19 protein-coding genes are annotated in these 23,135 nt (G+C 46.7%); 13 read left to right on the top strand and 6 right to left on the bottom strand.

The window, feature by feature from the left end; translation table 11 throughout:
• The first annotated feature begins 17 nt into the window (after window positions 1-17).
• On the top strand, window positions 18-419 hold the full coding sequence (locus DXC01_RS03850; protein WP_022215657.1) for a winged helix-turn-helix domain-containing protein: 402 nt from the start codon (window positions 18-20) through the stop codon (window positions 417-419).
• Between the two features lie 73 nt (window positions 420-492).
• Here the strand turns inward: DXC01_RS03850 and fdhD are convergent, their stop codons facing one another.
• Window positions 493-1,296: a formate dehydrogenase accessory sulfurtransferase FdhD gene (gene fdhD / locus DXC01_RS03845; RefSeq protein ID WP_022215656.1), complete on the bottom strand. Its 804-nt coding sequence runs from the start codon at window positions 1,294-1,296 to the stop codon at window positions 493-495.
• A gap of 156 nt (window positions 1,297-1,452) precedes the next feature.
• Here fdhD and moaA point away from each other — a divergent pair, with 156 nt between their 5' ends.
• From moaA to DXC01_RS03830, 3 genes are read left to right on the top strand one after another with little or no spacing between them, the layout of a single operon-like run.
• On the top strand, window positions 1,453-2,427 hold the full coding sequence (gene moaA / locus DXC01_RS03840) for a GTP 3',8-cyclase MoaA (protein WP_118698310.1): 975 nt from the start codon (window positions 1,453-1,455) through the stop codon (window positions 2,425-2,427).
• Between the two features lie 21 nt (window positions 2,428-2,448).
• Window positions 2,449-3,042 (top strand): molybdenum cofactor guanylyltransferase, encoded by a 594-nt coding sequence (mobA, locus tag DXC01_RS03835; RefSeq protein WP_158583615.1) that lies wholly within the window; start codon window positions 2,449-2,451, stop codon window positions 3,040-3,042.
• Between the two features lie 23 nt (window positions 3,043-3,065).
• Window positions 3,066-5,315 (top strand): glycoside hydrolase family 95 protein, encoded by a 2,250-nt coding sequence (locus DXC01_RS03830; RefSeq protein WP_118698308.1) that lies wholly within the window; start codon window positions 3,066-3,068, stop codon window positions 5,313-5,315.
• Here the strand turns inward: DXC01_RS03830 and DXC01_RS03825 are convergent.
• Window positions 5,303-6,136, bottom strand: a complete 834-nt coding sequence (locus DXC01_RS03825; RefSeq protein WP_118698307.1) for a helix-turn-helix transcriptional regulator — start codon at window positions 6,134-6,136, stop codon at window positions 5,303-5,305. The genes DXC01_RS03830 and DXC01_RS03825 overlap by 13 nt on opposite strands.
• Before the next feature lie 192 nt (window positions 6,137-6,328).
• On the opposite strand from DXC01_RS03825, the gene gnpA reads away from it, so the two are divergent.
• Window positions 6,329-8,491: a 1,3-beta-galactosyl-N-acetylhexosamine phosphorylase gene (gene gnpA, locus DXC01_RS03820; RefSeq protein WP_118698306.1), complete on the top strand. Its 2,163-nt coding sequence runs from the start codon at window positions 6,329-6,331 to the stop codon at window positions 8,489-8,491.
• Between the two features lie 96 nt (window positions 8,492-8,587).
• On the opposite strand, the gene DXC01_RS03815 is transcribed toward gnpA, so the two are convergent.
• Complete coding sequence (locus tag DXC01_RS03815) at window positions 8,588-9,766, bottom strand: response regulator transcription factor (RefSeq protein ID WP_118698305.1); 1,179 nt, start codon at window positions 9,764-9,766, stop codon at window positions 8,588-8,590.
• A gap of 24 nt (window positions 9,767-9,790) precedes the next feature.
• Window positions 9,791-11,575, bottom strand: a complete 1,785-nt coding sequence (locus DXC01_RS03810; RefSeq protein WP_118698304.1) for a sensor histidine kinase — start codon at window positions 11,573-11,575, stop codon at window positions 9,791-9,793.
• Between the two features lie 234 nt (window positions 11,576-11,809).
• On the opposite strand from DXC01_RS03810, the gene DXC01_RS03805 reads away from it, so the two are divergent.
• From DXC01_RS03805 to DXC01_RS03790, 4 genes are all read left to right on the top strand, one after another.
• Window positions 11,810-13,156: a carbohydrate ABC transporter substrate-binding protein gene (locus DXC01_RS03805; protein WP_022215649.1), complete on the top strand. Its 1,347-nt coding sequence runs from the start codon at window positions 11,810-11,812 to the stop codon at window positions 13,154-13,156.
• Between the two features lie 122 nt (window positions 13,157-13,278).
• Window positions 13,279-14,160 (top strand): carbohydrate ABC transporter permease, encoded by an 882-nt coding sequence (locus DXC01_RS03800; protein ID WP_022215648.1) that lies wholly within the window; start codon window positions 13,279-13,281, stop codon window positions 14,158-14,160.
• 11 nt (window positions 14,161-14,171) lie between these two features.
• The gene (locus DXC01_RS03795; protein ID WP_022215647.1) at window positions 14,172-14,999 is read left to right on the top strand and encodes a carbohydrate ABC transporter permease; all 828 of its coding nucleotides are present in this window, start codon (window positions 14,172-14,174) and stop codon (window positions 14,997-14,999) included.
• Between the two features lie 31 nt (window positions 15,000-15,030).
• Entirely contained in the window at window positions 15,031-16,365 is a 1,335-nt protein-coding gene (locus DXC01_RS03790) for an alpha-L-fucosidase (protein WP_118698303.1), read from the top strand.
• Window positions 16,366-16,785: 420 nt separating this feature from the next.
• Here the strand turns inward: DXC01_RS03790 and DXC01_RS03785 are convergent, their stop codons facing one another.
• The gene (locus DXC01_RS03785) at window positions 16,786-17,580 is read right to left on the bottom strand and encodes an ABC transporter permease (RefSeq protein WP_118698302.1); all 795 of its coding nucleotides are present in this window, start codon (window positions 17,578-17,580) and stop codon (window positions 16,786-16,788) included.
• The gene (locus DXC01_RS03780) at window positions 17,573-18,340 is read right to left on the bottom strand and encodes an ABC transporter ATP-binding protein (protein WP_118698301.1); all 768 of its coding nucleotides are present in this window, start codon (window positions 18,338-18,340) and stop codon (window positions 17,573-17,575) included. Before DXC01_RS03780 ends, DXC01_RS03785 begins: the two co-directional genes overlap by 8 nt.
• Before the next feature lie 134 nt (window positions 18,341-18,474).
• Between DXC01_RS03780 and DXC01_RS03775 the strand changes: the two genes are divergently transcribed.
• From DXC01_RS03775 to selD, 4 genes are all read left to right on the top strand, one after another.
• Window positions 18,475-19,134, top strand: a complete 660-nt coding sequence (locus DXC01_RS03775; protein ID WP_118698300.1) for an epoxyqueuosine reductase QueH — start codon at window positions 18,475-18,477, stop codon at window positions 19,132-19,134.
• Between the two features lie 100 nt (window positions 19,135-19,234).
• Entirely contained in the window at window positions 19,235-20,614 is a 1,380-nt protein-coding gene (gene argH, locus DXC01_RS03770; RefSeq protein ID WP_118698299.1) for an argininosuccinate lyase, read from the top strand.
• 106 nt (window positions 20,615-20,720) lie between these two features.
• Window positions 20,721-21,806 carry an aspartate-semialdehyde dehydrogenase gene (gene asd, locus DXC01_RS03765; protein WP_022215641.1) on the top strand — a complete coding sequence of 362 codons (1,086 nt, stop codon included), beginning with the start codon at window positions 20,721-20,723 and terminating at the stop codon, window positions 21,804-21,806.
• Between the two features lie 161 nt (window positions 21,807-21,967).
• A complete protein-coding gene (gene selD, locus DXC01_RS03760) occupies window positions 21,968-22,999 on the top strand; it encodes a selenide, water dikinase SelD (protein ID WP_022215640.1) in 1,032 nt (343 codons plus the stop codon).
• Window positions 23,000-23,135: the final 136 nt, after the last annotated feature.

The following is a 23,135-nucleotide window of genomic DNA, read 5'->3' as shown; positions in this document are numbered from 1 at the left end:
GAGTAACAAAACGCGGAATGAGTGAAAAAACAGAGAATATTACAACGGAGCAGCAGAACGAGGACGCAGTGCTTGGCATAAAGACCAAGATCGTTCTGTCGAAGAATATCGATTTTTTTGGACCGGGGCTTTTTCATCTTCTTCAGTATATTGATGAAGAAGGGACGATCCATGCGGCATCCAAGAAGATGGGAATGTCCTATTCCAAATGCTGGAAGCTTCTGAACCGGGCGGAGGAACAGATGGAATTTACTTTTCTTGACCGCTATAACGGCGGACCGCACGGAGGAAATTCAAGGATCACGGAAGAAGGCCGTGAGTTTATGAGACGCTATGAAGCATTACTGGAAGAAATGAAAGAAATAAGCCAGAAGGCTTTTGAGAAATATTTTAAGGAATATTTTAAGGAATATTTGTAGCTATGAGGATGCGGCAGGATGTTTCGTTTCGAACAGAAGCATCCTGTCGCAGTTTCTGCACAGATAAGAAAGATCAGACCTGACTGAAGACTTTCATCCGGTCTCTTCTGGCGGCACAGACGAGGGTCAGGCGATAGGCTTTGGCAAGTTCGATCGCCTCTGTGGTAGGAGATGCCTTGCTGGAAAGCACCGGAATTCCGGCATAGATCGCTTTCATTGCCATATCGGTCGGGATCCTTCCGCTGGAATAGACCATGCATTCCGTAAGGTCGATCTGATGACGGAGAGCATAGCCGATCACTTTGTCAAGTGCGTTATGCCGTCCGATGTCCTCACAGGAAAAAAGAATCTCGTCTCTGCGGGCAAGGAGACAGCTGTGGGTGGCGAAGGTGACACCGTGAAGCGGCATCCCATCGGCAAAGGTGTCTGCCATGTGGAAGATCCATTCCGGTTTCCATTCGATCGGGGTGACAGGAACCGGCGGATAGTCAGATGAGAAATAATCATTCAGGATGTGGTTGCCGGTGCAGCAGGTAGGGGTGGTCTCTACGAAGGAAGTGTTTTTCTTTGCATCGGTTGTTTGAGACTGTTTGAGATAAACCTTGGCGCGCTTGCCGTACTCGCAGATGTAGATCTGCTCGACATCGTCGATGGACTGGATGATATGTTCCGTCAGGAGCCGTCCTAGGACGAGTTCTGTGAGATGCTGCGGGAGACAGATCAGTTTCATGGTAAGCTGGTCATTGAGATAGACATCGATCAGATGCTCATTGAGGACCTGTTCTTCTTTGGTAAGGATCTCACCTTCCCTGCCGATGAACTGATAGGTTTGTGTTTCCAGTAATGGAAGATCGTGGTATTGTTCGTTAATATGCATAATTTCTCCAATGCTAAAAAGTTTTTATTGTATATATTTATAGATAAGTATAGCAGAAGTCAGAGGATTTCAAAAGAACAAATTAAGATATAAAACAATAAAAGCCTTTTTAAAGTGGGGTAGACAAAATAAAAAAGGAACGGAGAAAATTTAACTATGAAAGACAGATATGGACGTGAGATCGATTATCTTCGGATTTCGATCACCGACAGGTGCAATCTCAGATGCATTTACTGTATGCCGGAAGAGGGAATCTGCCAGATCTCACATGGAGAGATCCTGACCTACGATGAGATCCAGAGAGTCTGCCGCTGTATGACAACTCTGGGGATCAAAAAAATAAAACTGACCGGCGGCGAGCCTCTGACAAGAAAGAACAGTGCCGCACTGGTACGGATGCTCAAAGAACTTCCGGGAATAGAGAAAGTAACGCTGACGACAAATGGTGTCCTTCTGGGGGAGCAGATCAGTGAACTGGCAGAGGCAGGGATCGACAATATCAATATCAGCCTGGATACGCTGAATGAAGAGGCATTCGGAAAGATCACGCGAAGAGAGGGCCTTCCTAAAGTTCTGGAGAGCATGAAGGAGGCTCTGAAATATCCACAGATCGGTCTCAAGATCAACTGTGTACCGGTGATCGATGATCCGCAGAATCTGGTGGAAGTCGCCAGGATTGCGAGAGACCATCCGATCCATGTGCGCTTTATCGAGATGATGCCGATCGGATACGGCAAAGAGTTCCGTTTCCGGGGAGAAGATGAGATCTGTTCGATCCTTGAGAGTGCTTATGGCAAGATGACACCGGTTATAGAGCACTACGGAAATGGTCCGTGCCATTATTACGAAATCGAAGGCTTTCAGGGAAAGATCGGTTTTATCAGTGCGATGACACACAAATTCTGTTCGCAGTGCAACCGTGTCAGAATGACCTCAGAGGGCTATCTCAAAGCCTGTCTGCAGTATCAGACCGGAATAAGCCTCAAGACACTGATGAGAAACGGATGCACCGACGAGGAGCTGACTGAAGCGATCCGCAGAGTGATCTGGGAAAAACCGGGTGAGCATCATTTTACTTCACAGGCGATCGACGAGGATGAACTTAAGCTGATGTCACAGATCGGCGGTTGAAAAGGAAACAGGGGGATGTATATGGAAGAAAACAAACTTGCAATGATCGTTCTGGCAGGAGGAGCCAGCAGCCGCATGGGAAAAGAAAAGAGTGATCTTAAGCTTGACGGGAAATCTTTTCTGGAGATCCAGATCCAGAAGGGAAGAGACCTGGGTGTTGGCAGGATCTACGTCTCAGGCTATCGCGGCGCACACTGCACAGAAGAGATCGTTATGGACAGGATCAAAGAAAGAGGACCTCTCGGCGGTCTCGAAGCCTGTCTTAATAAAGCAGCCCAGGATGGAGCAGAGCACTGCCTCGTTCTTGGCGTAGACACCCCGCTGGTGCCGGTATCCGAACTCCAGAACCTCATTCAGAGCGCCAGTGCAGATGATCAGAACCGAGTCACTCTTCTCCGTCACAATGGCAAAGAAGAATCCCTGATGGCAGTCTACGAGATCAGTTTATCAAGTGACATCCGCGCCTTTCTGGAACGCGAGCAATCTTCGGTTTTCCGTTTCCTCAATGAGATCGGTTATTCCTGCTATGACACGCAGGAAGATGACAGGTATTTTACGAACATTAACGATCCAAAGGTATATGAAGAAGTATCTAAAGAAAATTTTCAGGCATAGAAGATATCTGGGAGAATAATAAAATGAATGAGTTATCATTGGTTTTTGACGGACCGGCAGGAGCATGGAATGAGGCACTTCCTCTGGGGAACGGTTCTATGGGAGCGATGTCATATGGATGGCTTCGGGAGGAAAAGATCGAGCTGAATCTGGATACACTCTGGTCCGGGACCGGAAGAAGCAAAGAAAACAAAAATACAGATGTGGACTGGGATCTTTTGCGCCAGAAGATCTTTGCCGGAGAGTATGAAGAGGCGGAATCCTATTGCAAAGAGAACATCCTTGGCGACTGGACAGAGAGCTATCTTCCGGCAGGAAATCTGCATATTGATGCAAACATACCTGAGTTAAAAGAGCATGGGGCATACCAGAGACAGCTTTCACTTAAGGATGCGCTGGAACAGGTTGTATATTGTCAGGACGGACAGGGATATCAAAGAGAATTTTTTGTAAGTATGTCAGAACCGGTCATGGCGCTTCATTATAAGGCCGACGCAGGCAGCAGTCTGGAACTGCGTATTTCTCTGGACAGTCAGATAAGGCATGCATGTTCTGCTTTTGGGACAAGTGGACTTGTGCTGGAGGGACAGGCTCCGGTCTATGCGGCACCGTCGTATTATTCCTGTGAGCATCCGATCGTCTATGAAGAGGGAAAAGGAACACGGTTTGCGATCGCTATTTCCGTGCAGGCACCGAACGGCTGCATCCGTCAAAAAGACAACACGCTTCTCGTGACTGCAGATAATGATGTGTATATTTATCTGTCCGGGATAACGGACTTTCAGGCACAGGATTCTTATTTATCCAGAAAGAAACAGATGCTGGAACAGATCTGTGACCTTTCATATCCACAATTAAAGGAAGTTCACAAGAAGGCATATGCAGCCTATTTTGACCGGATGGATTTTACACTGACTCCCGGTGTGCAGAATGATCTTATAACAAAAATGTTTCACTATGCCCGTTATCTTATGATCTCTTCCTCTAAGCCTGGCACACAGTGTGCAAACCTTCAGGGAATCTGGAACCATGACTTAAGAGCTCCGTGGAGCAGCAACTATACGGTAAACATCAATACAGAAATGAATTACTGGATGGCAGAGAAGGCGAACTTAAGCGACTGCCATGAGCCGCTGTTTGATCTGATCGAACGGACTGCCTCGCGTGGAAAAAAGACGGCAAAAGAAGTCTATCATCTGGATGGATGGGTGAGCCATCATAATGTGGATATCTGGGGACATTCCAGCCCGGTCGGATATTTCGGGCAGGATGAAAATCCCTGTACCTACTCTATGTGGCCGATGAGTTCCGGGTGGCTCTGCAGTCATCTGTGGGAGCATTACCGCTACACACTGGACAGAGAGTTTCTGAGAGAAAAAGCCTTTCCGCTTATCCGGGGAGCAGTGGAATTTTATCTGGGATATCTGGTGCCTTATGACGGATACCTCGTCACAGCACCATCTACGTCGCCGGAAAATACATTTACAACCTCGGATCACAGTGTCCATAGTGTGACCTCTGGTTCGACAATGGATTGCAGTATCCTGAAGGAATTGTTTGGAAATTATCTGAAAGCCTGCGCTATCCTTGATATCACAGACCTTACGGATGAAGTAAAAACTGCACTCAAAAAACTGCCGCCATTTAAGATCGGGAAAGAAGGACAGCTTCAGGAGTGGTATCTGGATTATCCGGAAGTGGATGTGCACCACAGACATGTTTCGCAGCTATACGGGCTTTATCCGGGAAATTTGATCCACAGAGAGGACGAAGAACTTCTGGTTGCCTGCCGCGTGGCACTGGACAGAAGAGGAGACGAGGGAACCGGCTGGTGCATGGCATGGAAGGCATGTCTCTGGGCGCGGCTCGGAGATGGAGAGAGTGCGTTGAAGCTTTTGAAAAATCAGCTTCGCGTTACAAAAGAAGAAACTTGCAGTCTGGTCGGCGGCGGGATCTACCCGAATATGCTCTGTGCACATCCGCCATTTCAGATCGACGGGAATTTCGGGTTTGCGGCTGCTGTCCTGGAAATGCTGGTACAGTATCAGGATGACAGGATCTTCTTTCTTCCGGCACTTCCGACGGAGTGGAAGGATGGAAAGATAAGCGGCCTTAGGGCACCGGGCGGCATTACCATTGACTTTGTCTGGAAAGACAGATGCATTATCGAATGCAGTCTGCGATCACAGACAGATACGGTACGCACACTTTTGTACAATGGAACCGAGAAGAAAGTAATGCTGAAAGCAGATGTCATCTGTTATATCGTCTGATTCTTTTTGCTGCGGCGGTACTCCCCGGCAGTCATGCCGCAGTATTTCCGGAAACTCTGTGCCAGATAACTCTGCGAGGAAAATCCGGCAAGATGAGCAATATCAGAAATTTCATGGTCTGTATTCTCCAGGAGATTTTTGCATACTTCAATCCGGCGGCGAGTCAGATAGCTGATCGGGGAGATCCCGTAGTAGCGAGTAAATTCGTGGCTCAGATAATATTTATTCAGATGGCTTAAGCTGGCAAGCTGTTCCAGATTGATGTCATCACTGTAGTGGGAATCCAGATAACGCTTGACGAGGGCACATTCTTTGCTTGGATGAAAGGATGGAAACAACTGGAAATCAGAGACGGCAAAGCGGCGGAGCTGGGCGATCAGAATGGCAAGCGTATGTTTGCAGATCTCTTCATAACCATCGTTTTTTTCATCCAGTTCCTGAAAAAGGGAATGAAAATAAAACAAAAGGTCGGCATGTTTCTGGCGGCAGTGAAAGATCTGGAATTCTTTCTGATCCTGGAAGGAAAAACTGATCCCGTCCACACCGACCGTATAATAAGAAAGCGGCGAGGCACTTAGGGAAGTTTCCGTATGCTGGATATGAGGGTTGACGATGATCAGGTCATCTTTTTTAATAGAAAAACGCTGGTTTTCGATCAGGAATTCCCCGCTTCCCTCACTGACGTAAAAGAGTTCCGTGAATGCATGGGTATGTGGGATACTGGACCAGTCTTCCTCATAGTGGGAAGAAGAGGCGTTCACCAGGGCAGCTTCCGTTGAAAAAGGAGTATCGTCCGAAAAAGAAAAAAACCGTGTGCTCATGTGTACCTCCCGGGTCCGAAATATTTTTCAACTGTCAGAATAGCACAAAAGATAAAATACCGCAAGATTTCTAAAAAGCATAGCAAGAACAACGTTGAAAAACAGAGAAAAAGGACGTATTCTGATAGTATCTGAAAGAGAACAGAAACAGATGATAAACCAAATACATAAATATAAAACGGAGGTACACCTATGAGCCAGAACAAAGGCAGAGTTACGATCCCGACAAACCTGGATGTGGTAAAGGAAACACTGGATATCGTAGAGGAATGGGGCGCAGATGCGATCCGTGACTGCGATGGAACAGAGTTCCCGGCAGAACTCAAAGACACAGGCGCAAAGATCTACGCTACTTATTATACAACAAGAAAAGACAATGCATGGGCAAAGGCAAACCCGGATGAGATCCAGCAGATGTACATCATGAGTTCTTTCCATACAGCAACGGAGGAGAAGCTTGAGATCCACCTTATGGATCACCTTTACCCGGACATGCTGAAAGTAAATACCCGTGACGACATCACCAGATGGTGGGAAGTCATTGACCGTACCACAGGCGAAGTCGTTCCGACAGATCAGTGGTCTTATGACGAAGAGAGAGGAAATGTCGTGATCACACCGGCGAAGCTTTTTCATGAATATACGGTCAGCTTTCTGGCATATATCATGTGGGACCCGGTTCATATGTACAATGCTGTTGTAAACGACTGGAAGGACGTAGAGCCGCAGATCACTTTTGATGTGCGCCAGCCGAAGACAAGGGCACATTCTCTGGAGCGTCTCCGTCGTTTCCTTGATACGCATCAATATGTGGATGTAGTACGTTTTACGACATTTTTCCATCAGTTTACCCTGATCTTTGATGAGCTTGCGAGAGAAAAATATGTAGACTGGTTCGGCTACTCCGCATCTGTCAGCCCGTATATCCTTGAGCAGTTTGAAAAAGAAGTAGGATATGCATTCCGTCCGGAATACATTATCGACCAGGGCTACATGAATAATACATACCGTATTCCGTCCAAAGAATTTAAGGACTTCCAGGCTTTCCAGAGAAGAGAAGTTGCGAAGCTTGCCAAAGAGATGGTAGACATTGTCCATGAATATGGCAAGGAAGCCATGATGTTCATGGGCGATCACTGGATCGGCATGGAGCCGTTTATGGACGAGTTTGCCTCCATCGGACTGGATGCTGTCGTTGGAAGTGTCGGAAACGGTGCGACCTTACGTCTGTTCAGCGATATCAAGAACGTAAAATATACAGAAGGACGTTTCCTTCCGTACTTTTTCCCGGATACCTTCCATGAGGGCGGCGATCCGGTCAAGGAAGCCAAAGTAAACTGGGTAACAGCAAGACGTGCGATCCTTCGAAGCCCGATCCAGAGGATCGGTTACGGCGGATACCTGAAACTTGCTCTGGAATTCCCGGATTTTGTACAGTATATCAAAGAGGTATGTCAGGAATTCCGTACACTCTATGACAATATCCAGGGCGTGACCCCATACTGTGTGAAGCGTGTAGCTGTCCTGAACTGCTGGGGAAAAATGCGTTCCTGGGGCAACCACATGGTACATCACGCAATTTATTACAAACAGAATTATTCTTACTTTGGGATCATCGAGGCTTTGAGCGGTGCACCGTTTAATGTTTCTTTCATCAGTTTTGATGATATCCTGGAAAATAAGGATCTGCTGAAAAACTTTGATGTTGTGATCAACGTAGGCGATGCAGATACCGCACAGAGCGGCGGCGAGTACTGGGTAAACGAAACGATCATCACTGCCGTAAAAGAATTTGTCTACAACGGCGGCGGCTTCATCGGAGTCGGCGAACCGGCAGCCCATCAGTGGCAGGGACATTATTTCCAGCTTGACGATGTGCTTGGAGTAGAAGAAGAAAACGGCTTTAACCTGAACAAAGACAAATACAACTGGGAAGAACACAGAGATCACTTTATCCTGGCAGACAGTGACGGAGATGTTGATTTCGGTGAAGGAAAGAAAAATATCTATGCACTTGACGGAACTGAGATCCTGATCCAGAAAGACCAGGAAGTGCAGATGGCAGTCAGGACCTTCGGAAAAGGCCGCGGTGTCTATATCAGCGGACTTCCGTACAGCTTCAAGAACAGCCGTGTCCTCTACCGTGCAGTCCTCTGGTCCGCATCCGCAGAGGAAGAGCTGAACTGCTGGTATTCCACAAACTACAATGTAGAAGTCCATGCCTATGTAAAGAACGGCAAATACTGTGTCGTAAACAACACCTACGAGCCGCAGGACACCGTTGTATACAAAGGCGACGGAAGCAGCTTCGAACTTCACATGGAAGCAAATGAGATCAAGTGGTACCAGATCTGAGAAGCGAAAATATCTAAGAAATAGAAGAATGATGTGATAAGAAAAAAGGTATGAGACCATAGAAGTTAAATCTGTGGTTTCATACCTTTTTGAGATTTACTGATGAAATCGTTTCCCGTATTCTGAAGGGGAAATTCCCATACATTTCTTGAACAGCCTGCTGAAATAGAGCTGGTCATCGATCCCTACCATCGTGGAGATCTCTTTGAGCGAAAGCCGGTTGTCTTTGATCATGGTAGCGGCTTTACGTATCCGGAGATTGTTCAGATAACTGGTGATGCTTGTTCCTACCTCTGATTTAAAAACGCGGCACAGATAGCTGGAACTTAAGCTGACATTTGCGGAAATGGAGGACAGTGTGAGCCGGTGCATATAATTTTCTTCGATATATGTGAGGGTTTTGGCAATATCGTCTGTATAATGCCCTTCATTTATGGTAAAGGTCTGATAAGTATTTCTGGCTTCTTCATAGTCCGGAAGATTTTCCTGATATGGCATATCCGGGGCGAAGGACTGGTACATGGTGAATCGGTTGTATAGTTTTTTTACGAGCTGAGCGACTTTCATCTGGCCTGCATCCAGTTCTTTCTGGGAAAAGACTACCAGTGCACTGTAGTCGTTCAGTACAAGAATATATGGCTGCAGTACGCCCTGTACTGCGTCCAGGATCATATCACACAGAAGTTTCCCCGAGATAGAAAAGGCTTCATTGGACAGAAATTTTTCAAAGGTTACGTAGCAGACGGCGCATGGTTCCTGCATAAAGTGCAGGTCTGCGTCGGCGTTTTGGGCTGTAAAGGAGGAAAGGGAAGTCTCTCCCTCAAAAAAGGAGAGGAGCAGGCGGGTTCTGTTCTCGGATACGGTTTCTGTTGGAACAGGAACTTTCCTGTCGGCTTTTTCCTGCAGCTTTTCGGTCGTTTTGTTCAGGCAGGCAAGAAGAGTGTCCGGACTGATCTTGATCTTTAACAGATAGTCTGCCGCACCCAGAAGGAGCGCGCTCCGCACAGAATCAAAATCCTCATAATTGCTGAGGACGAGGATCTCTCCGGGATAATTTTTTTCTTTCAGGGTACGGATCAGTTCCAGTCCGTCCATTTCCGGCATTTTGAGGTCGGTGATGATCACATCCGGTTGATGTTTTTCGATGAGAGACATGGCTTCCAGACCGTTTGAGGCGGTCCCGCAGATGGAGAAACCGTGTTCTTCCCAGGGGAGGATCGAGCGGAGGGCGATTTTTACAATGGGTTCATCATCTATAATAAGTATACTGCACATTTGAGTCCTTTCTGAGCGGGTTGTCTATTCTTCTGGCTGCTGTGACAGGGTATCAGCATAAAGCTTTGGCAGTGTCAGGGTACAGGTGGTGCCTTTGCCCGGGTGACTGTCGATCTTTAATCCGTATTCCCGTCCGAAGTTAAGCTGGATCCGGTCATTTACATTTGCTACGCCGATTTTTTTGCGGTCTTTGTGCGGGTTCAGATCAGTCCGGGTCATCTCGAATCCTTTTCCGTTATCCTGAAGTTCCAGGATCATATGTCCGTCTTCCTCCCAGCAGGTAATATGGATCTTCATGACAGAACCATCATCGGAAGAACCATGCATCACGGAATTTTCGGCGAGCGGCTGCAGGATCAGCTTGGGAACGAGGCAGGAGAGCAGCTCTTCATCCTCCATATGGAAAGAATATTCGAAACTTCCTGCATACCGGATGCGGAGAATGGCAAAATAATTTTCCAGATTTTCCAGCTCTTCCTTCACGGTGATATATTCATTCTTATTTGTGAGCGTGTTCTGAAGAAGGCTGCTGAGTGCCTGGATTCCGTCGCTGACGATCTGATCATTGTGCATGGCTGCCACAAAGCGCAGACTGTTTAAGGTGTTAAAAAGAAAATGAGGATTGAGCTGATACTGGAGCATCTGAAGCTCCAGTTCTCTCTTTTTCTTTTCCTGTTCTTTTTGCTGTTCGAGCAGATTCTGGATGGTATCTGCCATGTGGTTCATGCTGCCGGACAGGTCCGAAAGTTCATCTTTGTGGTTATCCTGAATACGGACGTTCAGGTTTCCGTGGGATAATTCTTTACAGAAATCCAGCATGCTTCTGATCGGGGATGTGATTCCCGGATATACCATTGCGACGATCCCAATGCACATGAGGACCAGGATCACCGCCACGATCAGGATCCGGCGAAGCATGGTATAAACTTCGGAATTGATATAATGATAAGGCATGGTGTACACAAAAAGCTGGTTGAGATTTTTGTTGAAAATGTAAGTGACCAGCTGTTCTTCGCCATCTTTGTGGATGCTGAAGGAATCGGTCCTGGAAGGAAGCTTCTGCTGGATATTTTTGAGGAATTCGCTGTCAACCTTTTTGCCGAGTGCGATATTTCTGTCCCAGGACGAAAGAACCGAACCGTCCATGTTCATATACATAATATTAGAAGAATCTGCCAGCCCTACCGGTTCGAGCACGGTCTTGGAAAAAATCTTCTCATCGATGGAGATCAGGGTGTAACCGATCACACGGCTTTCGCTGTACTGCTCATAGATCCTTCTTCCAAGGACCAGGATATCTCTGTCGCGGTAGGTGTGCACATATGCCCATACATCCTGATTTTCCTGGCGCAGCCGATCGAGGAGCATATCCACATCATCCTGATAGAAACCGTCATAGCCAAGGTCATAAAAAATATTTCCGTCGGTATCATATACCGTGATATTTTTGGCCTGTGCCGGATAGATGATCTTGGTACGGATCATGCTCTGGATCTCATTGATCGCCTGATTTTTCTCTATATCTGACATATCTTTGTTCAGAAGCCCGTCCTTGATCTCTTCGCTGATGCAGATAGAGCCGCACAGATACTGATATTTTTCGATCTCACTTACCATATTCAGATTGATCATCGATAAAGTCTGGGAAATGGAAGCAGAAAGTTTTTCCCGAAGTGCTACGGAAAAGATATGAAAGGAATAGCCGCTGATCCCTGCCAATGGTATAATGGATATCAGCAAAAGGGCAATGACAAGTCTTGTTTTGATACTGAATTTACGAAATCCCTGATAACGTTGTTTTTTATTCATTTTTCCCCCACCTTTTTATCCATTATACTAAAAAAAGTCAGGATAATCCATCCAAAACACAAATAGAAAAAGATTGTACATATTTATCACAAGAAAATCCATATCGTATAATTTTTATAAGAGAAAGTTCCATAAGCAGGGATGTTTTGTTAATTTACTACAAAAATATTTTGCCGTATACTGTCATCATAAGGCGAACGTAAAAAAAGCCAGCATGAAGGAGGAAACAAACATATGAAGAAAAGATTTGCAGCTTCTGCTATGATCCTTGCGATGAGCGCGGCTACCGTACTCTCACCGCTCACTGCATTTGCAGACGCAGAAGAACAGGAACTGAACATCGCGATCTTCCAGGGTGGATATGGAGATGCTTACTGGAATCAGATGGTAGAACTTTTTGAGGAAAGCCATGAGGGCGTAAAAGTAAACATGACCATCAGCCCTACCATCGGTGATATCATCCGTCCGCAGATCGTTGCCGGAAATGTACCGGATTTTATCTGTCTGAATGATGGCGGTGAGGACGGCGTGATCCTTTCTCTGATCAAAGAACATGCACTTCTGAACCTGAACGATGTTTTTGATGGCGAAAACTATGCAGGAACCGGTACACTCCGTGATGATATCACAGATGGAATCCTTGCAAGCAGCAAATGTGCCCCATATGGAGATGGTGATATCTATCTCGCACCGTTCAACAGCGGTCCGCAGGGCCTGATCTACAACAAGACATTCTTCGATGAAAACAATCTGGAAGTTCCGAAGACCTGGGATGAGTTCTTTGCCCTTGGCGATACAGTCAAAGACATCGACGGACGTTCTCTCTTCACTTATCAGGGAATCTATCCGGGATACATGGAAGAAATGCTCTGGCCGGCAATCGCAAATGAGTGCGGCGAAGAAGCCCTCACAAAGATCGCAAATTATGAAGAAGGTTCTTTCAATAACGAAGGCGTGCTGAAAGCCCTCACCCATATCAAAGAGATCGCAGATAAGGGATATCTTCTGGAAGGTACGGTAGGTATGAACCATACAGAATCCCAGACAGAGATGATGCTTGGAAAAGCTGCTTTCATCACAAACGGAACCTGGATGGAAAATGAGATGCAGGATGCTCCGAGAGAAGACAGATTTGAGTTTGCCATGGCTCCGATCCCGACAGAGAATGCAGACGATGTCCACTATGTATTCGACAGCTGTGAGCAGTTTTCCATTCCGGCAGCTGCAAAGAATCAGGAACTCGCAAAAGAATTCCTTCGTTTCCTGTACAGCGATGAATCTGTATCTGCATTTGCAGAAGCTTCCGGTGCCCTTTATGCAACAAAGAGTGCCCGTGAAGTAGCAAAAGACAAACTTTCTACAGCAATCTACAATATGTATGGAATCTATGATGAAGCAAATGCATCTTCTCTGATCATGAGCTTCTCAGCAGTTCCGGCTGACTGTAAGATCAATCCAAAAGATGAGATCTTCAACCCGATCACTTCTGTTATGAACGACGAAATGACAGTAGAAGAGTGGGCACAGAACGTAGAAGACGCTTTTGCACAGATTCGTGCAGATCAGGAAGCTGCCAAATAAATATCTTTGTCATCTACAGGACGGACGTTGTCCGATTAAGCGAAAAGGCTGCTGCACAATGTATGCGGCAGCCTTTTTTTACCCCAAAATGATTTGAAATCTGAAAAAAGGAGTGACCAGACGTGGTAAAAAAGCCCAAATTATTCATAGCTTTGTGTACGCTTCCCGCGCTGATTCTTACGGTCGTTTTTATGATCGTACCGATGCTGAATGCCATCTACCTGTCGTTTACCAGTTCCACTGCGCTCAGTGTTGGATTCAACAGTAAATTTGTATTTCTGGATAATTATATTTATATGTTCAAAGACAAGGACTTTGTGCAGGCACTTTTTAATACATTTAAACTGATGCTTGTGATCCCGGCTCTGACGATCTTTCTGAGCCTGGTATTTGCTTTTATCCTTACACAGGGAGAACTCCGGGAGAAATCTTTTTATCGTACGGTATTCTTTTTCCCGAGTGTTGTCTCTATGACGGTTGTCGGGATCGTATGGTCTTTTGTATTTAATCCGACAAGAGGGATCCTCAATCATATGCTGGATCTGTTTAACCTTTCTTCCTGGAAGCATGCCTGGCTGGGAGAGGGAAAAACAGCGCTCTGGTGTATCGGTGCCGCACTGGTATGGCAGGCGATCGGTTATTATATGGTAATGCATGTGGCTTCGATCGACGGGATCTCTCAGGAAATCTATGAAGCTGCCTCGATCGACGGAGCGACCGGAGTCCAGAAGTTTTTCAGGATCACGATCCCGCTTCTCCGCAGGTCCATCGGAACAACTTATATCCTTGCCCTATCAGGAACGATCAATCTGAGTTTTACCCTGTCCAATGTTATGACAGGAGGAGGACCGAACGGTGCTTCCAGTGTCCTTCTGCAGTATATGTACACGCAGGGTATGCGGAATGCAAACTTTGGCTATGCGATGGCGATCGCCATGTTTACGCTTCTGCTTGCGATCGTGCTTGCGATGATTTCACGAAAACTGTCAGCCGAGAAAGAATAGGAGGGAGACTGATGAAAACTGTAAGAACCTGGTGTATCAGGATCCTGATGATTCTGTTTACGATTATTTTTCTTTATCCGCTTTTCTGGAACCTGATGTCTGCGTTCAAGACGAATGCGGAATATCTGACAGATCCTTATGCGCTGCCGGTATCATTGAACCTGGATAATTTTGTAGCTGCATGGCAGAAGGCAAATATTGCGGCATATTTTGGAAATTCTGTGTTTGTAACGGTGCTGTCTACGGCATTGCTTCTGCTGTTTGTCATACCGATTTCTTATGTACTGGCAAGATACCGCTTTGCCGGGAGCAAACTGATCTCAACGATCTATATGGCATGTATTTTCCTCCAGGCAACGTATATCATGATCCCGCTGTTCCTGGAATTACAGGCGATCAACGGACTGAATAATCTGCCGGTACTCTGCCTGGTCTATGCGGTCATGCAGTTTCCGTTCTGCATCTTTACTCTGCAGGGCTTTATGTCTGCTGTGCCAAAAGACTATGAAGAATCTGCCCGGATCGATGGTGCCACAAACCTTCAGCTTCTTCTGAAAGTTATGGTCCCGCTTGCAAAACCGGGAATTGCAACGATCACAATGTTGAGCGCGATGGGCTTCTGGAATGAATATCCGCTGGCACTGGTTCTTCTGACCGATGATGCCAAAAAGACCCTTCCGATCGGAATGGCAAATCTGTTTGAAGTACAGAAGTATGCGACAGACTGGGGTGCACTGTTTGCGGGACTTGTGATCATTATGATCCCGACCATGATCATTTATCTGATCGGACAGAGATATCTGCTGCAGGGAATCGGTGCAGGCGGTCTGAAAGGGTGAATTGGATTTTTTTTGAAGAAGGAGAAGAGATATGCCGACAGATCAGGAATTGATTAAGATTGTTCCGTCGAAGCGTCAGCTTAAGTATCAGGAAACGGAATTTTATGCATTTTTTCACTTTGGGATGAATACGTACACGAACCGGGAATGGGGAGACGGTACGGAAGATCCCGGGATTTTTGATCCGCAGGAATTTGATGCCGGTCAATGGGTATCGGCAGTGAAAGCGGCAGGAATGAAAGGCGTGATCCTTACCTGCAAGCATCATGACGGATTTTGTCTGTGGTCGACGAAATATACGCAGCACAGTGTCGCTTCCAGTCCATGGAGGGATGGGGTAGGGGATGTAGTGCGGGAAGTTTCGGATACCTGCCGCCGTTATGGATTGAAGTTTGGGATCTATCTTTCTCCGTGGGATCGGAATCAGCCATGTTATGGAAGTGGGAAGGAATATGACGATTATTATATTGCACAGTTGACAGAACTGCTGACCGGGTATGGGGAGATCTTCAGTGTCTGGCTGGACGGGGCCTGTGGGGAAGGTCCGAATGGAAAGAAGCAGGTTTATGACTGGGAGAGATATTATGCATGTGTACGGAACTATCAGCCAGATGCCTGCATCTGCGTCTGCGGACCGGATATCCGATGGTGCGGAAATGAAGCCGGCGATGTAAGAAACTCAGAGTGGAGTGTAGTTCCTGCACGGACGGCCCTGACAGAAAGTGTGCAGGAAAGAAGCCAGCAGTCGGACGATGAAGAATTCCGCCAGAGGAAGATCACCAGTGATATGGAAGACCTTGGAAGCCGTGCCGCTCTTGAGGGCGAACGTGACCTGATCTGGTATCCGGCAGAAGTAAATACCTCGATCCGGCCGGGATGGTTTTATCATCCGGAAGAGGATGACCAGGTAAAAAGCCTGGAAGAACTGGTCCATATCTATCTGGGGTCTGTTGGTGGAAATGCAACGTTTCTTCTGAATATCCCGCCGATGCCGAACGGGCTTCTGCATGAGAATGATGTGGAGCGCCTGAGGGAACTGGGAGAATGGCAGCAGAGAAGCTTTTCCCGTAATCTGCTGGAAGAATCCCACAGGCCGGTGGAACTTGTCTTCGCACTGGATGAAGCAGAAGATGCCGGGTATCTGGTCTTAAAAGAAGAGATCCGGCACAGTCAGAGAGTAGAGGCTTTTGAAGTATTTGTAAGGGATCAGGGAGAGTGGGAGAAAGTCTATACCGGAACCGTGATCGGCTACAAAAAAATCATCCCGCTTTTTAAAGAAAACGTGAGAGAGATCAGGATCGTACTGAACGATTACAGAGTTCTGCCACAGATTTCCTTTGTTGGAGTGTATCCTGGGAAGAAATGATGAATTGTGATACAGAAAGTTATGTCAGATGCATCTGGAGAGAATCTGGAAATTGATCTGATATGTATATAGCTGTATGAAAGTCATCCAAAAGGGATTGAAAATTACCCTGATATGCATATGGCAGAATTTAAACCATCCAAATTACAGGCAAACATTGACTTGATTACAAGAAATAAAGTATAGAGCCAACCAAAAAAGAGAAAACAGATGACCAAAATTCTACAAAGACAAAAATAAACCATCCAGGAGCACTGCAAATGGATGGTTTATTTTATGGAAAACAGAAAACAAGTCACTTAAGAAGTTTGAAATGGATGACTTGAATTTTCGAAAGTTGTGAAAGCTCCCATTGTCGTCCATAGAACAGATGACCTGAATTCTATTAAATGAGAAATGGGTCGGCAGAGGATGGCATGTTTACCATTTCTGGGCATGCTTCTCAATAAAATCCAGAATGGCATACAGCCCTATCGCAATGATACACAGGATCACGATGGACATCAGCACCCATGTCAGTTTGAAAGTCTGGGAGCCGTAGATGATCAGGTAGCCAAGTCCCTGGCGGGCGCCGATGAATTCTCCGATGATCACGCCGACAAGGCACAATCCAATATTGACTTTCATCACACTTAAGATGAGGGGCACAGAAGACGGAAGGACGATCTTTGTCAGTTCGTCTTTTTTTGTGCCTCCGAGGGTGCGGATGAGCTTGAGTTTTTCCGGGTCAGCTTCGCGGAAGCCAGTGTAGAGATTGATGACTGAGCCAAAGATCGCCACAGACATTCCGGCAACGATGATCGTCCGGACATTGGCACCGAGCCAGACGATCAGAAGCGGGGCGAGGGCAGATTTTGGCAGGCTGTTCAGGACGACGAGGTAAGGCTCCAGGATCCGCGAAAGCTTCGGACAGCACCACAGAAGAACCGCCGTGCCGATTCCAAGAAAAACAGTAAAAGCAAAGCTGACCAGAGTCTCCATCAGCGTGATGCCAATGTGTGTAAAAAGAGACTGATCCTGCACCATCCGAAGAAACGTCTGCCAGATCTCAGAAGGGCTGCTGAAGATAAAAGAGTCGATCCAGCCCCGTCTGGCAGACACTTCCCACAAAAGCAGAAAGCCCAGGAACAAAAAGATCCTGGACACATGGATCAGATATTTTTCACGCCGGACACGAAAGAGATACTGTTTCTGCGCAGGGGAAAGGTCAGGCATATTGGTTCAGCTCCTTCCAGATTAGATTGAAATAAGACTTAAATTCCGGTGCACTGCGCGAGGCAAGAGGGGTTCTCTCATCCAGCGACAGCCGGATTGTGACAATGCGGGCGACCTGAGCAGGGCGGGCAGAAAGGATGACCACGCGGTCTGCCATACTGATCGCCTCAGAAATATCATGTGTGACCAGGATTGCGGTTTTTTGCTCTTTCTTGAGGATGCGTCCAATGTCGTCACTGACATTTAACCGTGTCTGATAATCCAGCGCGGAAAAAGGTTCGTCAAGCAAAAGAAGCTCCGGTTTCAGGGCGAGTGTGCGGATGAGAGCTGCGCGCTGGCGCATGCCGCCGGATAACTGCGAAGGACGGGCTGTGCGGAATTTGTCGAGCCCGTAGGTATCAAGCATTTCTTCGATATAGGCAAGTTTTTCGGGCGTTTTTTCTCTGCGAATCTCGAGACCGAGGAGGACATTTCGATAGATATTTCTCCACTCCAGAAGATGATCTTTCTGGAGCATATATCCAATGCGCGGATCGCCAGGGGACGGAGGGATGCCGTTCATAAGGATCGTGCCTTCCTCTGCCGGGAGCATGCCGCAGATCAGGTTCAGAAGCGTGGATTTTCCACAGCCGGACGGACCGACAACAGCAAGGAATTCGCCGGGCATCAGGTCAAACGATATATTTGAAAGGGCTTTCGTCTCTCCGGATACGGTATGGTAAGAAAGAGAAACATTTCTGATCTCCAGAAGGGGGTTCATACAAAATACCTCGAAAGAGAATCTATATTTTAAGATATGCGGGAGAGAGCATCTGTGTTATGATAGGAAAAAGGATTCAAGAAACAGCCTGATATAGAAGAATCCGTATAGAATTTTATAAGAGGAATACCATCATGAACAAACGAAACTATCAGAAAGAACTTGATAAACTTATCGAGAATATAAAAAAAGAAGGCAGAGTCCCAAGGCTTTTTCTCCACAGCTGCTGTGCGCCGTGCAGCAGTTACGTGCTGGAATATCTGTCTCAGTATTTTGAAATCACGGTATTTTTTTATAATCCAAATATTTCATTAGAGGAGGAATACCGCAAGCGAGTTGCAGAGATCCGCCGTCTGGTGTCCGAGATGCCATTTACGCATCCGGTGCATATAGAAGAAGGAACTTACGATCCGCAGGTCTTTTATGAAATGGCAAAAGGCATGGAAAAAGTTCCGGAGGGCGGTGAACGCTGTTTTAAATGCTACCGTCTCCGCATGGAAGAAGCCGCAAAACTTGCCGAAGAAGGCGGTTATGACTACTTCACGACAACCCTCTCGATCAGCCCGCTCAAAAACGCAGAGAAGATCAATGAGATCGGCGAGGAACTGGCAGAGATCTACAAAGTACCCCATCTTCCATCCGATTTCAAGAAGAAAAATGGCTATAAACGTTCCATCGAACTGTCCCACGAATACGATCTTTACCGGCAGAATTACTGTGGCTGCGTCTTTTCGAAGCGCGAACAGGAAGAAAAATTGAAGCAAAAACAAATTTCAGAGGGTTCTGCCCTTTGATTTTCCACTGGAATGTGGTAAACTAATAACATATTATGCGCTGGTGGGACTTTGAAAAGAACCGGCAGCGGCAAAATCACCGTACAATAAGGAGGACATTATGGCACAGTTATGGGGAGGACGTTTCACAAAGGAGACGGACAAACTGGTATACAACTTTAATGCATCTATTTCATTTGACCAGAAATTATATAAACAGGACATCCGCGGAAGCAAAGCGCATGTCAGAATGCTTGCAAAGCAGGGAATCCTGACAGAAGAGGAGAGAGATCAGATTCTTGAAGGACTGGATGGCATCCTTGCAGACGTGGAATCCGGCAAGCTGGAGATCACATCCGAATATGAGGATATCCACAGCTTTGTTGAGGCAAATCTGATCGACCGCATCGGAGATCCTGGCAAGAAGCTTCACACAGGAAGAAGCCGTAACGACCAGGTTGCCCTTGACATGAAACTTTATGTCCGCGACGAGATCGAAGAGATCGACGCAGAACTCAAGAAACTTCTGGAAGCACTCCAGACCATTATGGAAAACAATGTGCACACCTACATGCCTGGATTCACACATCTTCAGAAAGCACAGCCTGTTACCCTGGCACACCATGTAGGTGCATATTTCGAGATGTTCCGCAGAGACAGAAGCCGTATGGCAGACATCCGCAAGCGTATGAACACCTGTCCGCTCGGTGCAGGCGCACTTGCAGGAACCACCTACCCGCTGGACAGATTTTATACCGCAGAGCTGCTTGGCTTTGATGAGCCGACAAGAAACAGCATGGATTCCGTATCTGACAGGGATTACGTGATCGAGCTTCTTTCTGCTATCTCCACTGTCATGATGCATCTGAGCCGTTTCTGCGAGGAGATCATCCTCTGGAACTCCAACGAGTACCGTTTCGTTGAGATTGACGATGCCTACAGCACAGGAAGCAGCATCATGCCGCAGAAGAAGAATCCGGATATCGCAGAGCTTGTAAGAGGAAAAACAGGCCGTGTCTATGGTGCGCTGACTTCCATCCTTACAACCATGAAAGGCATTCCGCTCGCCTACAACAAAGACATGCAGGAAGACAAGGAACTGACCTTTGACGCGATCGACACAGTAAAAGGCTGTATCGCTCTGTTCACAGGCATGGTTTCCACTATGGAATTCCGCAAGGATGTTATGGAAGCAAGTGCAAAGAACGGCTTTACCAATGCGACAGATGCCGCCGACTATCTCGTAAACCACGGGGTACCGTTCCGTGATGCACATGGTATCGTAGGCCGCCTTGTCCTGACCTGTATCGACAAAGGAATCTCTCTGGATGAGCTTCCGCTTGAAGAGTACAAAGAGATCTCTCCGGTCTTCGAGCAGGACATCTATGAAGCAATCAGCATGAAGACCTGCGTAGAAAAACGTGAGACTTACGGTGCACCTGGCCCGAAGGTCATGGAGCAGATCATCGCATTAAATCGCGAATATTTAAAAAATAATTAAAAAACCTCTTGCATTTTTATACAAAGTGGTATAGTATGTACAAAGAAAACAGATGTGTGCCACACAAAGACACATAAGAATAAATGAGTGAGGAGAAAATGTTATTATGAGCGAAAAACTGAGAGTCGGCATTTTAGGTGCTACTGGTATGGTAGGACAGAGATTTATCTCCCTTCTGGAGAATCATCCGTGGTTTGAGGTTGTTACCCTTGCTGCAAGCCCGAGAAGCGCAGGCAAGACCTACGAAGAAGCAGTAGGCGGAAGATGGAAAATGGACACTCCGATGCCAGAAGCAGTAAAGAAGATCGTTGTCATGAACGTAAACGAAGTAGAAAAAGTTGCTTCTACTGTAGATTTCGTATTTTCAGCAGTTGATATGTCCAAGGACGAGATCAAAGCGATCGAAGAAGAATACGCAAAGACAGAGACTCCTGTTGTATCCAACAACAGCGCACATCGCTGGACACCGGATGTACCAATGGTAGTGCCGGAGATCAACCCGGAACACTTCGATGTTATCAAATATCAGCAGAAACGTCTTGGAACAACAAGAGGATTCATCGCTGTTAAACCAAACTGCTCCATCCAGAGCTACGCACCGGTACTTACTGCATGGAAAGAATTCGAGCCATATGAAGTAGTTGCTACTACATACCAGGCAATCTCCGGAGCAGGAAAAACCTTCAAAGACTGGCCTGAAATGGAACACAACATCATTCCATACATCGGTGGAGAAGAAGAGAAGAGTGAGAAAGAGCCGCTGAGACTGTGGGGCAAGATCGAGGACGGTGTGATCGTACCGGCTACAGAGCCAGTCATCACCTGCCAGTGTCTGCGTGTTCCGGTACTGAACGGACATACAGCAGCAGTATTCGTTAAATTCCGCAAGAAACCTACCAAAGAGCAGCTGATCGAAGCCCTGAGAAACTTCAAGGGACTTCCACAGGAACTGGAACTTCCGAGCGCACCGAAGCACTTTATCCAGTACCTCGAAGAAGACAACCGTCCGCAGGTAAGCGAGGATGTCAACTACGAAAACGGAATGGGCGTATCTATCGGACGTCTCCGTGAGGACAAAGTTTATGATTACAAATTCGTAGGACTTTCCCACAACACCGTAAGAGGAGCAGCCGGCGGAGCTGTACTTTGTGCAGAGACACTTAAGGCAAAAGGATATATCACAAAGAAATAAATCCAAACATAAAAAACAGGAGAACCGTTCTGTCAGAAAGAAATCTGGCAGGGCGGTTTTTTTGCGGTGGAGAATCTGGAGAATTTGTGTTATGATAAAGTCTAAGACTGAAAAATGATTTTTCATAAAAACATATAATATAGAAGGGAGTATCAGACAAAATGGAAAAGGTGTATCTGACAAAACTTGCACCAAACTGTGGTTGTGCTGCCAAGGTAGGACCGGGCACGCTTGCGGGAGTGCTCTGCAAACTGCCGAAATTTCATGATGAACATCTTCTTGTGGGAACAGAAACCTCAGATGATGCGGCTGTCTACAAGATCTCAGACGAACTGGCAATGATCCAGACTCTGGATTTCTTTACGCCGGTGGCAGATGATCCTTATGATTTCGGACAGATCGCAGCGGCGAATGCCCTGAGTGATGTCTACGCGATGGGCGGCGAACCAAAGACCGCACTGAATATCGTAGCTTTTCCGAAGGAGATGGATACTGAGATCCTGGGCGAGATCCTTAAGGGAGGCGCGGACAAAGTACTGGAGGCAGGCGCAGTTCTTGCAGGCGGACATACGATCCAGGATGACACACCGAAATATGGTTTAAGTGTGACAGGCTTCGTCCATCCGGCGAAATTCTGGAAAAATTATGGTGCACAGACCGGCGATAAGCTGATCCTCACCAAACCACTCGGAACAGGTATCGTCAATACCGCGATCAAAGCAGACCTTGTATCGGAGGAGGCACGTGAGGCAGCCCTTAGATCCATGAAGACGCTGAATAAATATGCAGCAGAGATCCTGAAGAAGTATACGATCCATGCGTGTACGGATGTTACAGGCTTCGGCCTTGGCGGTCACGGAACAGAGATGGCAGAGGGAAGCCAGAAGACACTGGTGATCGACACGAGATCCCTGCCAATCCTTCCGGATGTAGAGGAATATGCATCTATGGGGCTCATTCCTGGCGGCGCATATCGCAACCGTGAATTCGCGGGCAAAGCAGGATATGAGAGCAGCGCAGAGCTCTGGAGAGAGGATCTTGTGTTTGACCCACAGACATCCGGAGGCCTTCTGGCAGCAGTCCCGGCAGAGGAAGCCGAGAAGCTTCTTGCCGAATTAAAAGGGCTTAATCTGCTCTGTGCAGTGATCGGTGAGGTCATTGACAGGAAAGATTACGCATTACTGATCCGATAGCTGAAAGTTATCAGTAAATGGAAAAGTTTATAGATAAAATACCGAACTTTAACCGATTTTTGTTGAGAAAAATTGTTCAAAATGCTATAATAAGTGAACACAATATGCGGAGGACACATTGAAGTACAAATACAAT

The organism is Blautia sp. OM07-19, assembly GCF_003481595.1.
GTDB lineage: Bacteria > Bacillota > Clostridia > Lachnospirales > Lachnospiraceae > Blautia_A > Blautia_A intestinihominis.
The sequence above is the reverse complement of the archived record's forward strand: the minus strand, read 5'-3'. Positions and strand labels throughout refer to the sequence as shown.

What these genes read in the sequence shown, in the direction of transcription:
- DXC01_RS03850 (WP_022215657.1), top strand. Translation starts at nt 18, where the DNA reads ATGAGTGAAAAAACAGAGAATATTACAACGGAGCAGCAGAACGAGGAC.
- fdhD (WP_022215656.1), bottom strand. Translation starts at nt 1,296, where the DNA reads ATGCATATTAACGAACAATACCACGATCTTCCATTACTGGAAACACAA.
- moaA (WP_118698310.1), top strand. Translation starts at nt 1,453, where the DNA reads ATGAAAGACAGATATGGACGTGAGATCGATTATCTTCGGATTTCGATC.
- mobA (WP_158583615.1), top strand. Translation starts at nt 2,449, where the DNA reads ATGGAAGAAAACAAACTTGCAATGATCGTTCTGGCAGGAGGAGCCAGC.
- DXC01_RS03830 (WP_118698308.1), top strand. Translation starts at nt 3,066, where the DNA reads ATGAATGAGTTATCATTGGTTTTTGACGGACCGGCAGGAGCATGGAAT.
- DXC01_RS03825 (WP_118698307.1), bottom strand. Translation starts at nt 6,136, where the DNA reads ATGAGCACACGGTTTTTTTCTTTTTCGGACGATACTCCTTTTTCAACG.
- gnpA (WP_118698306.1), top strand. Translation starts at nt 6,329, where the DNA reads ATGAGCCAGAACAAAGGCAGAGTTACGATCCCGACAAACCTGGATGTG.
- DXC01_RS03815 (WP_118698305.1), bottom strand. Translation starts at nt 9,766, where the DNA reads ATGTGCAGTATACTTATTATAGATGATGAACCCATTGTAAAAATCGCC.
- DXC01_RS03810 (WP_118698304.1), bottom strand. Translation starts at nt 11,575, where the DNA reads ATGAATAAAAAACAACGTTATCAGGGATTTCGTAAATTCAGTATCAAA.
- DXC01_RS03805 (WP_022215649.1), top strand. Translation starts at nt 11,810, where the DNA reads ATGAAGAAAAGATTTGCAGCTTCTGCTATGATCCTTGCGATGAGCGCG.
- DXC01_RS03795 (WP_022215647.1), top strand. Translation starts at nt 14,172, where the DNA reads ATGAAAACTGTAAGAACCTGGTGTATCAGGATCCTGATGATTCTGTTT.
- DXC01_RS03790 (WP_118698303.1), top strand. Translation starts at nt 15,031, where the DNA reads ATGCCGACAGATCAGGAATTGATTAAGATTGTTCCGTCGAAGCGTCAG.
- DXC01_RS03785 (WP_118698302.1), bottom strand. Translation starts at nt 17,580, where the DNA reads ATGCCTGACCTTTCCCCTGCGCAGAAACAGTATCTCTTTCGTGTCCGG.
- DXC01_RS03780 (WP_118698301.1), bottom strand. Translation starts at nt 18,340, where the DNA reads ATGAACCCCCTTCTGGAGATCAGAAATGTTTCTCTTTCTTACCATACC.
- DXC01_RS03775 (WP_118698300.1), top strand. Translation starts at nt 18,475, where the DNA reads ATGAACAAACGAAACTATCAGAAAGAACTTGATAAACTTATCGAGAAT.
- argH (WP_118698299.1), top strand. Translation starts at nt 19,235, where the DNA reads ATGGCACAGTTATGGGGAGGACGTTTCACAAAGGAGACGGACAAACTG.
- asd (WP_022215641.1), top strand. Translation starts at nt 20,721, where the DNA reads ATGAGCGAAAAACTGAGAGTCGGCATTTTAGGTGCTACTGGTATGGTA.
- selD (WP_022215640.1), top strand. Translation starts at nt 21,968, where the DNA reads ATGGAAAAGGTGTATCTGACAAAACTTGCACCAAACTGTGGTTGTGCT.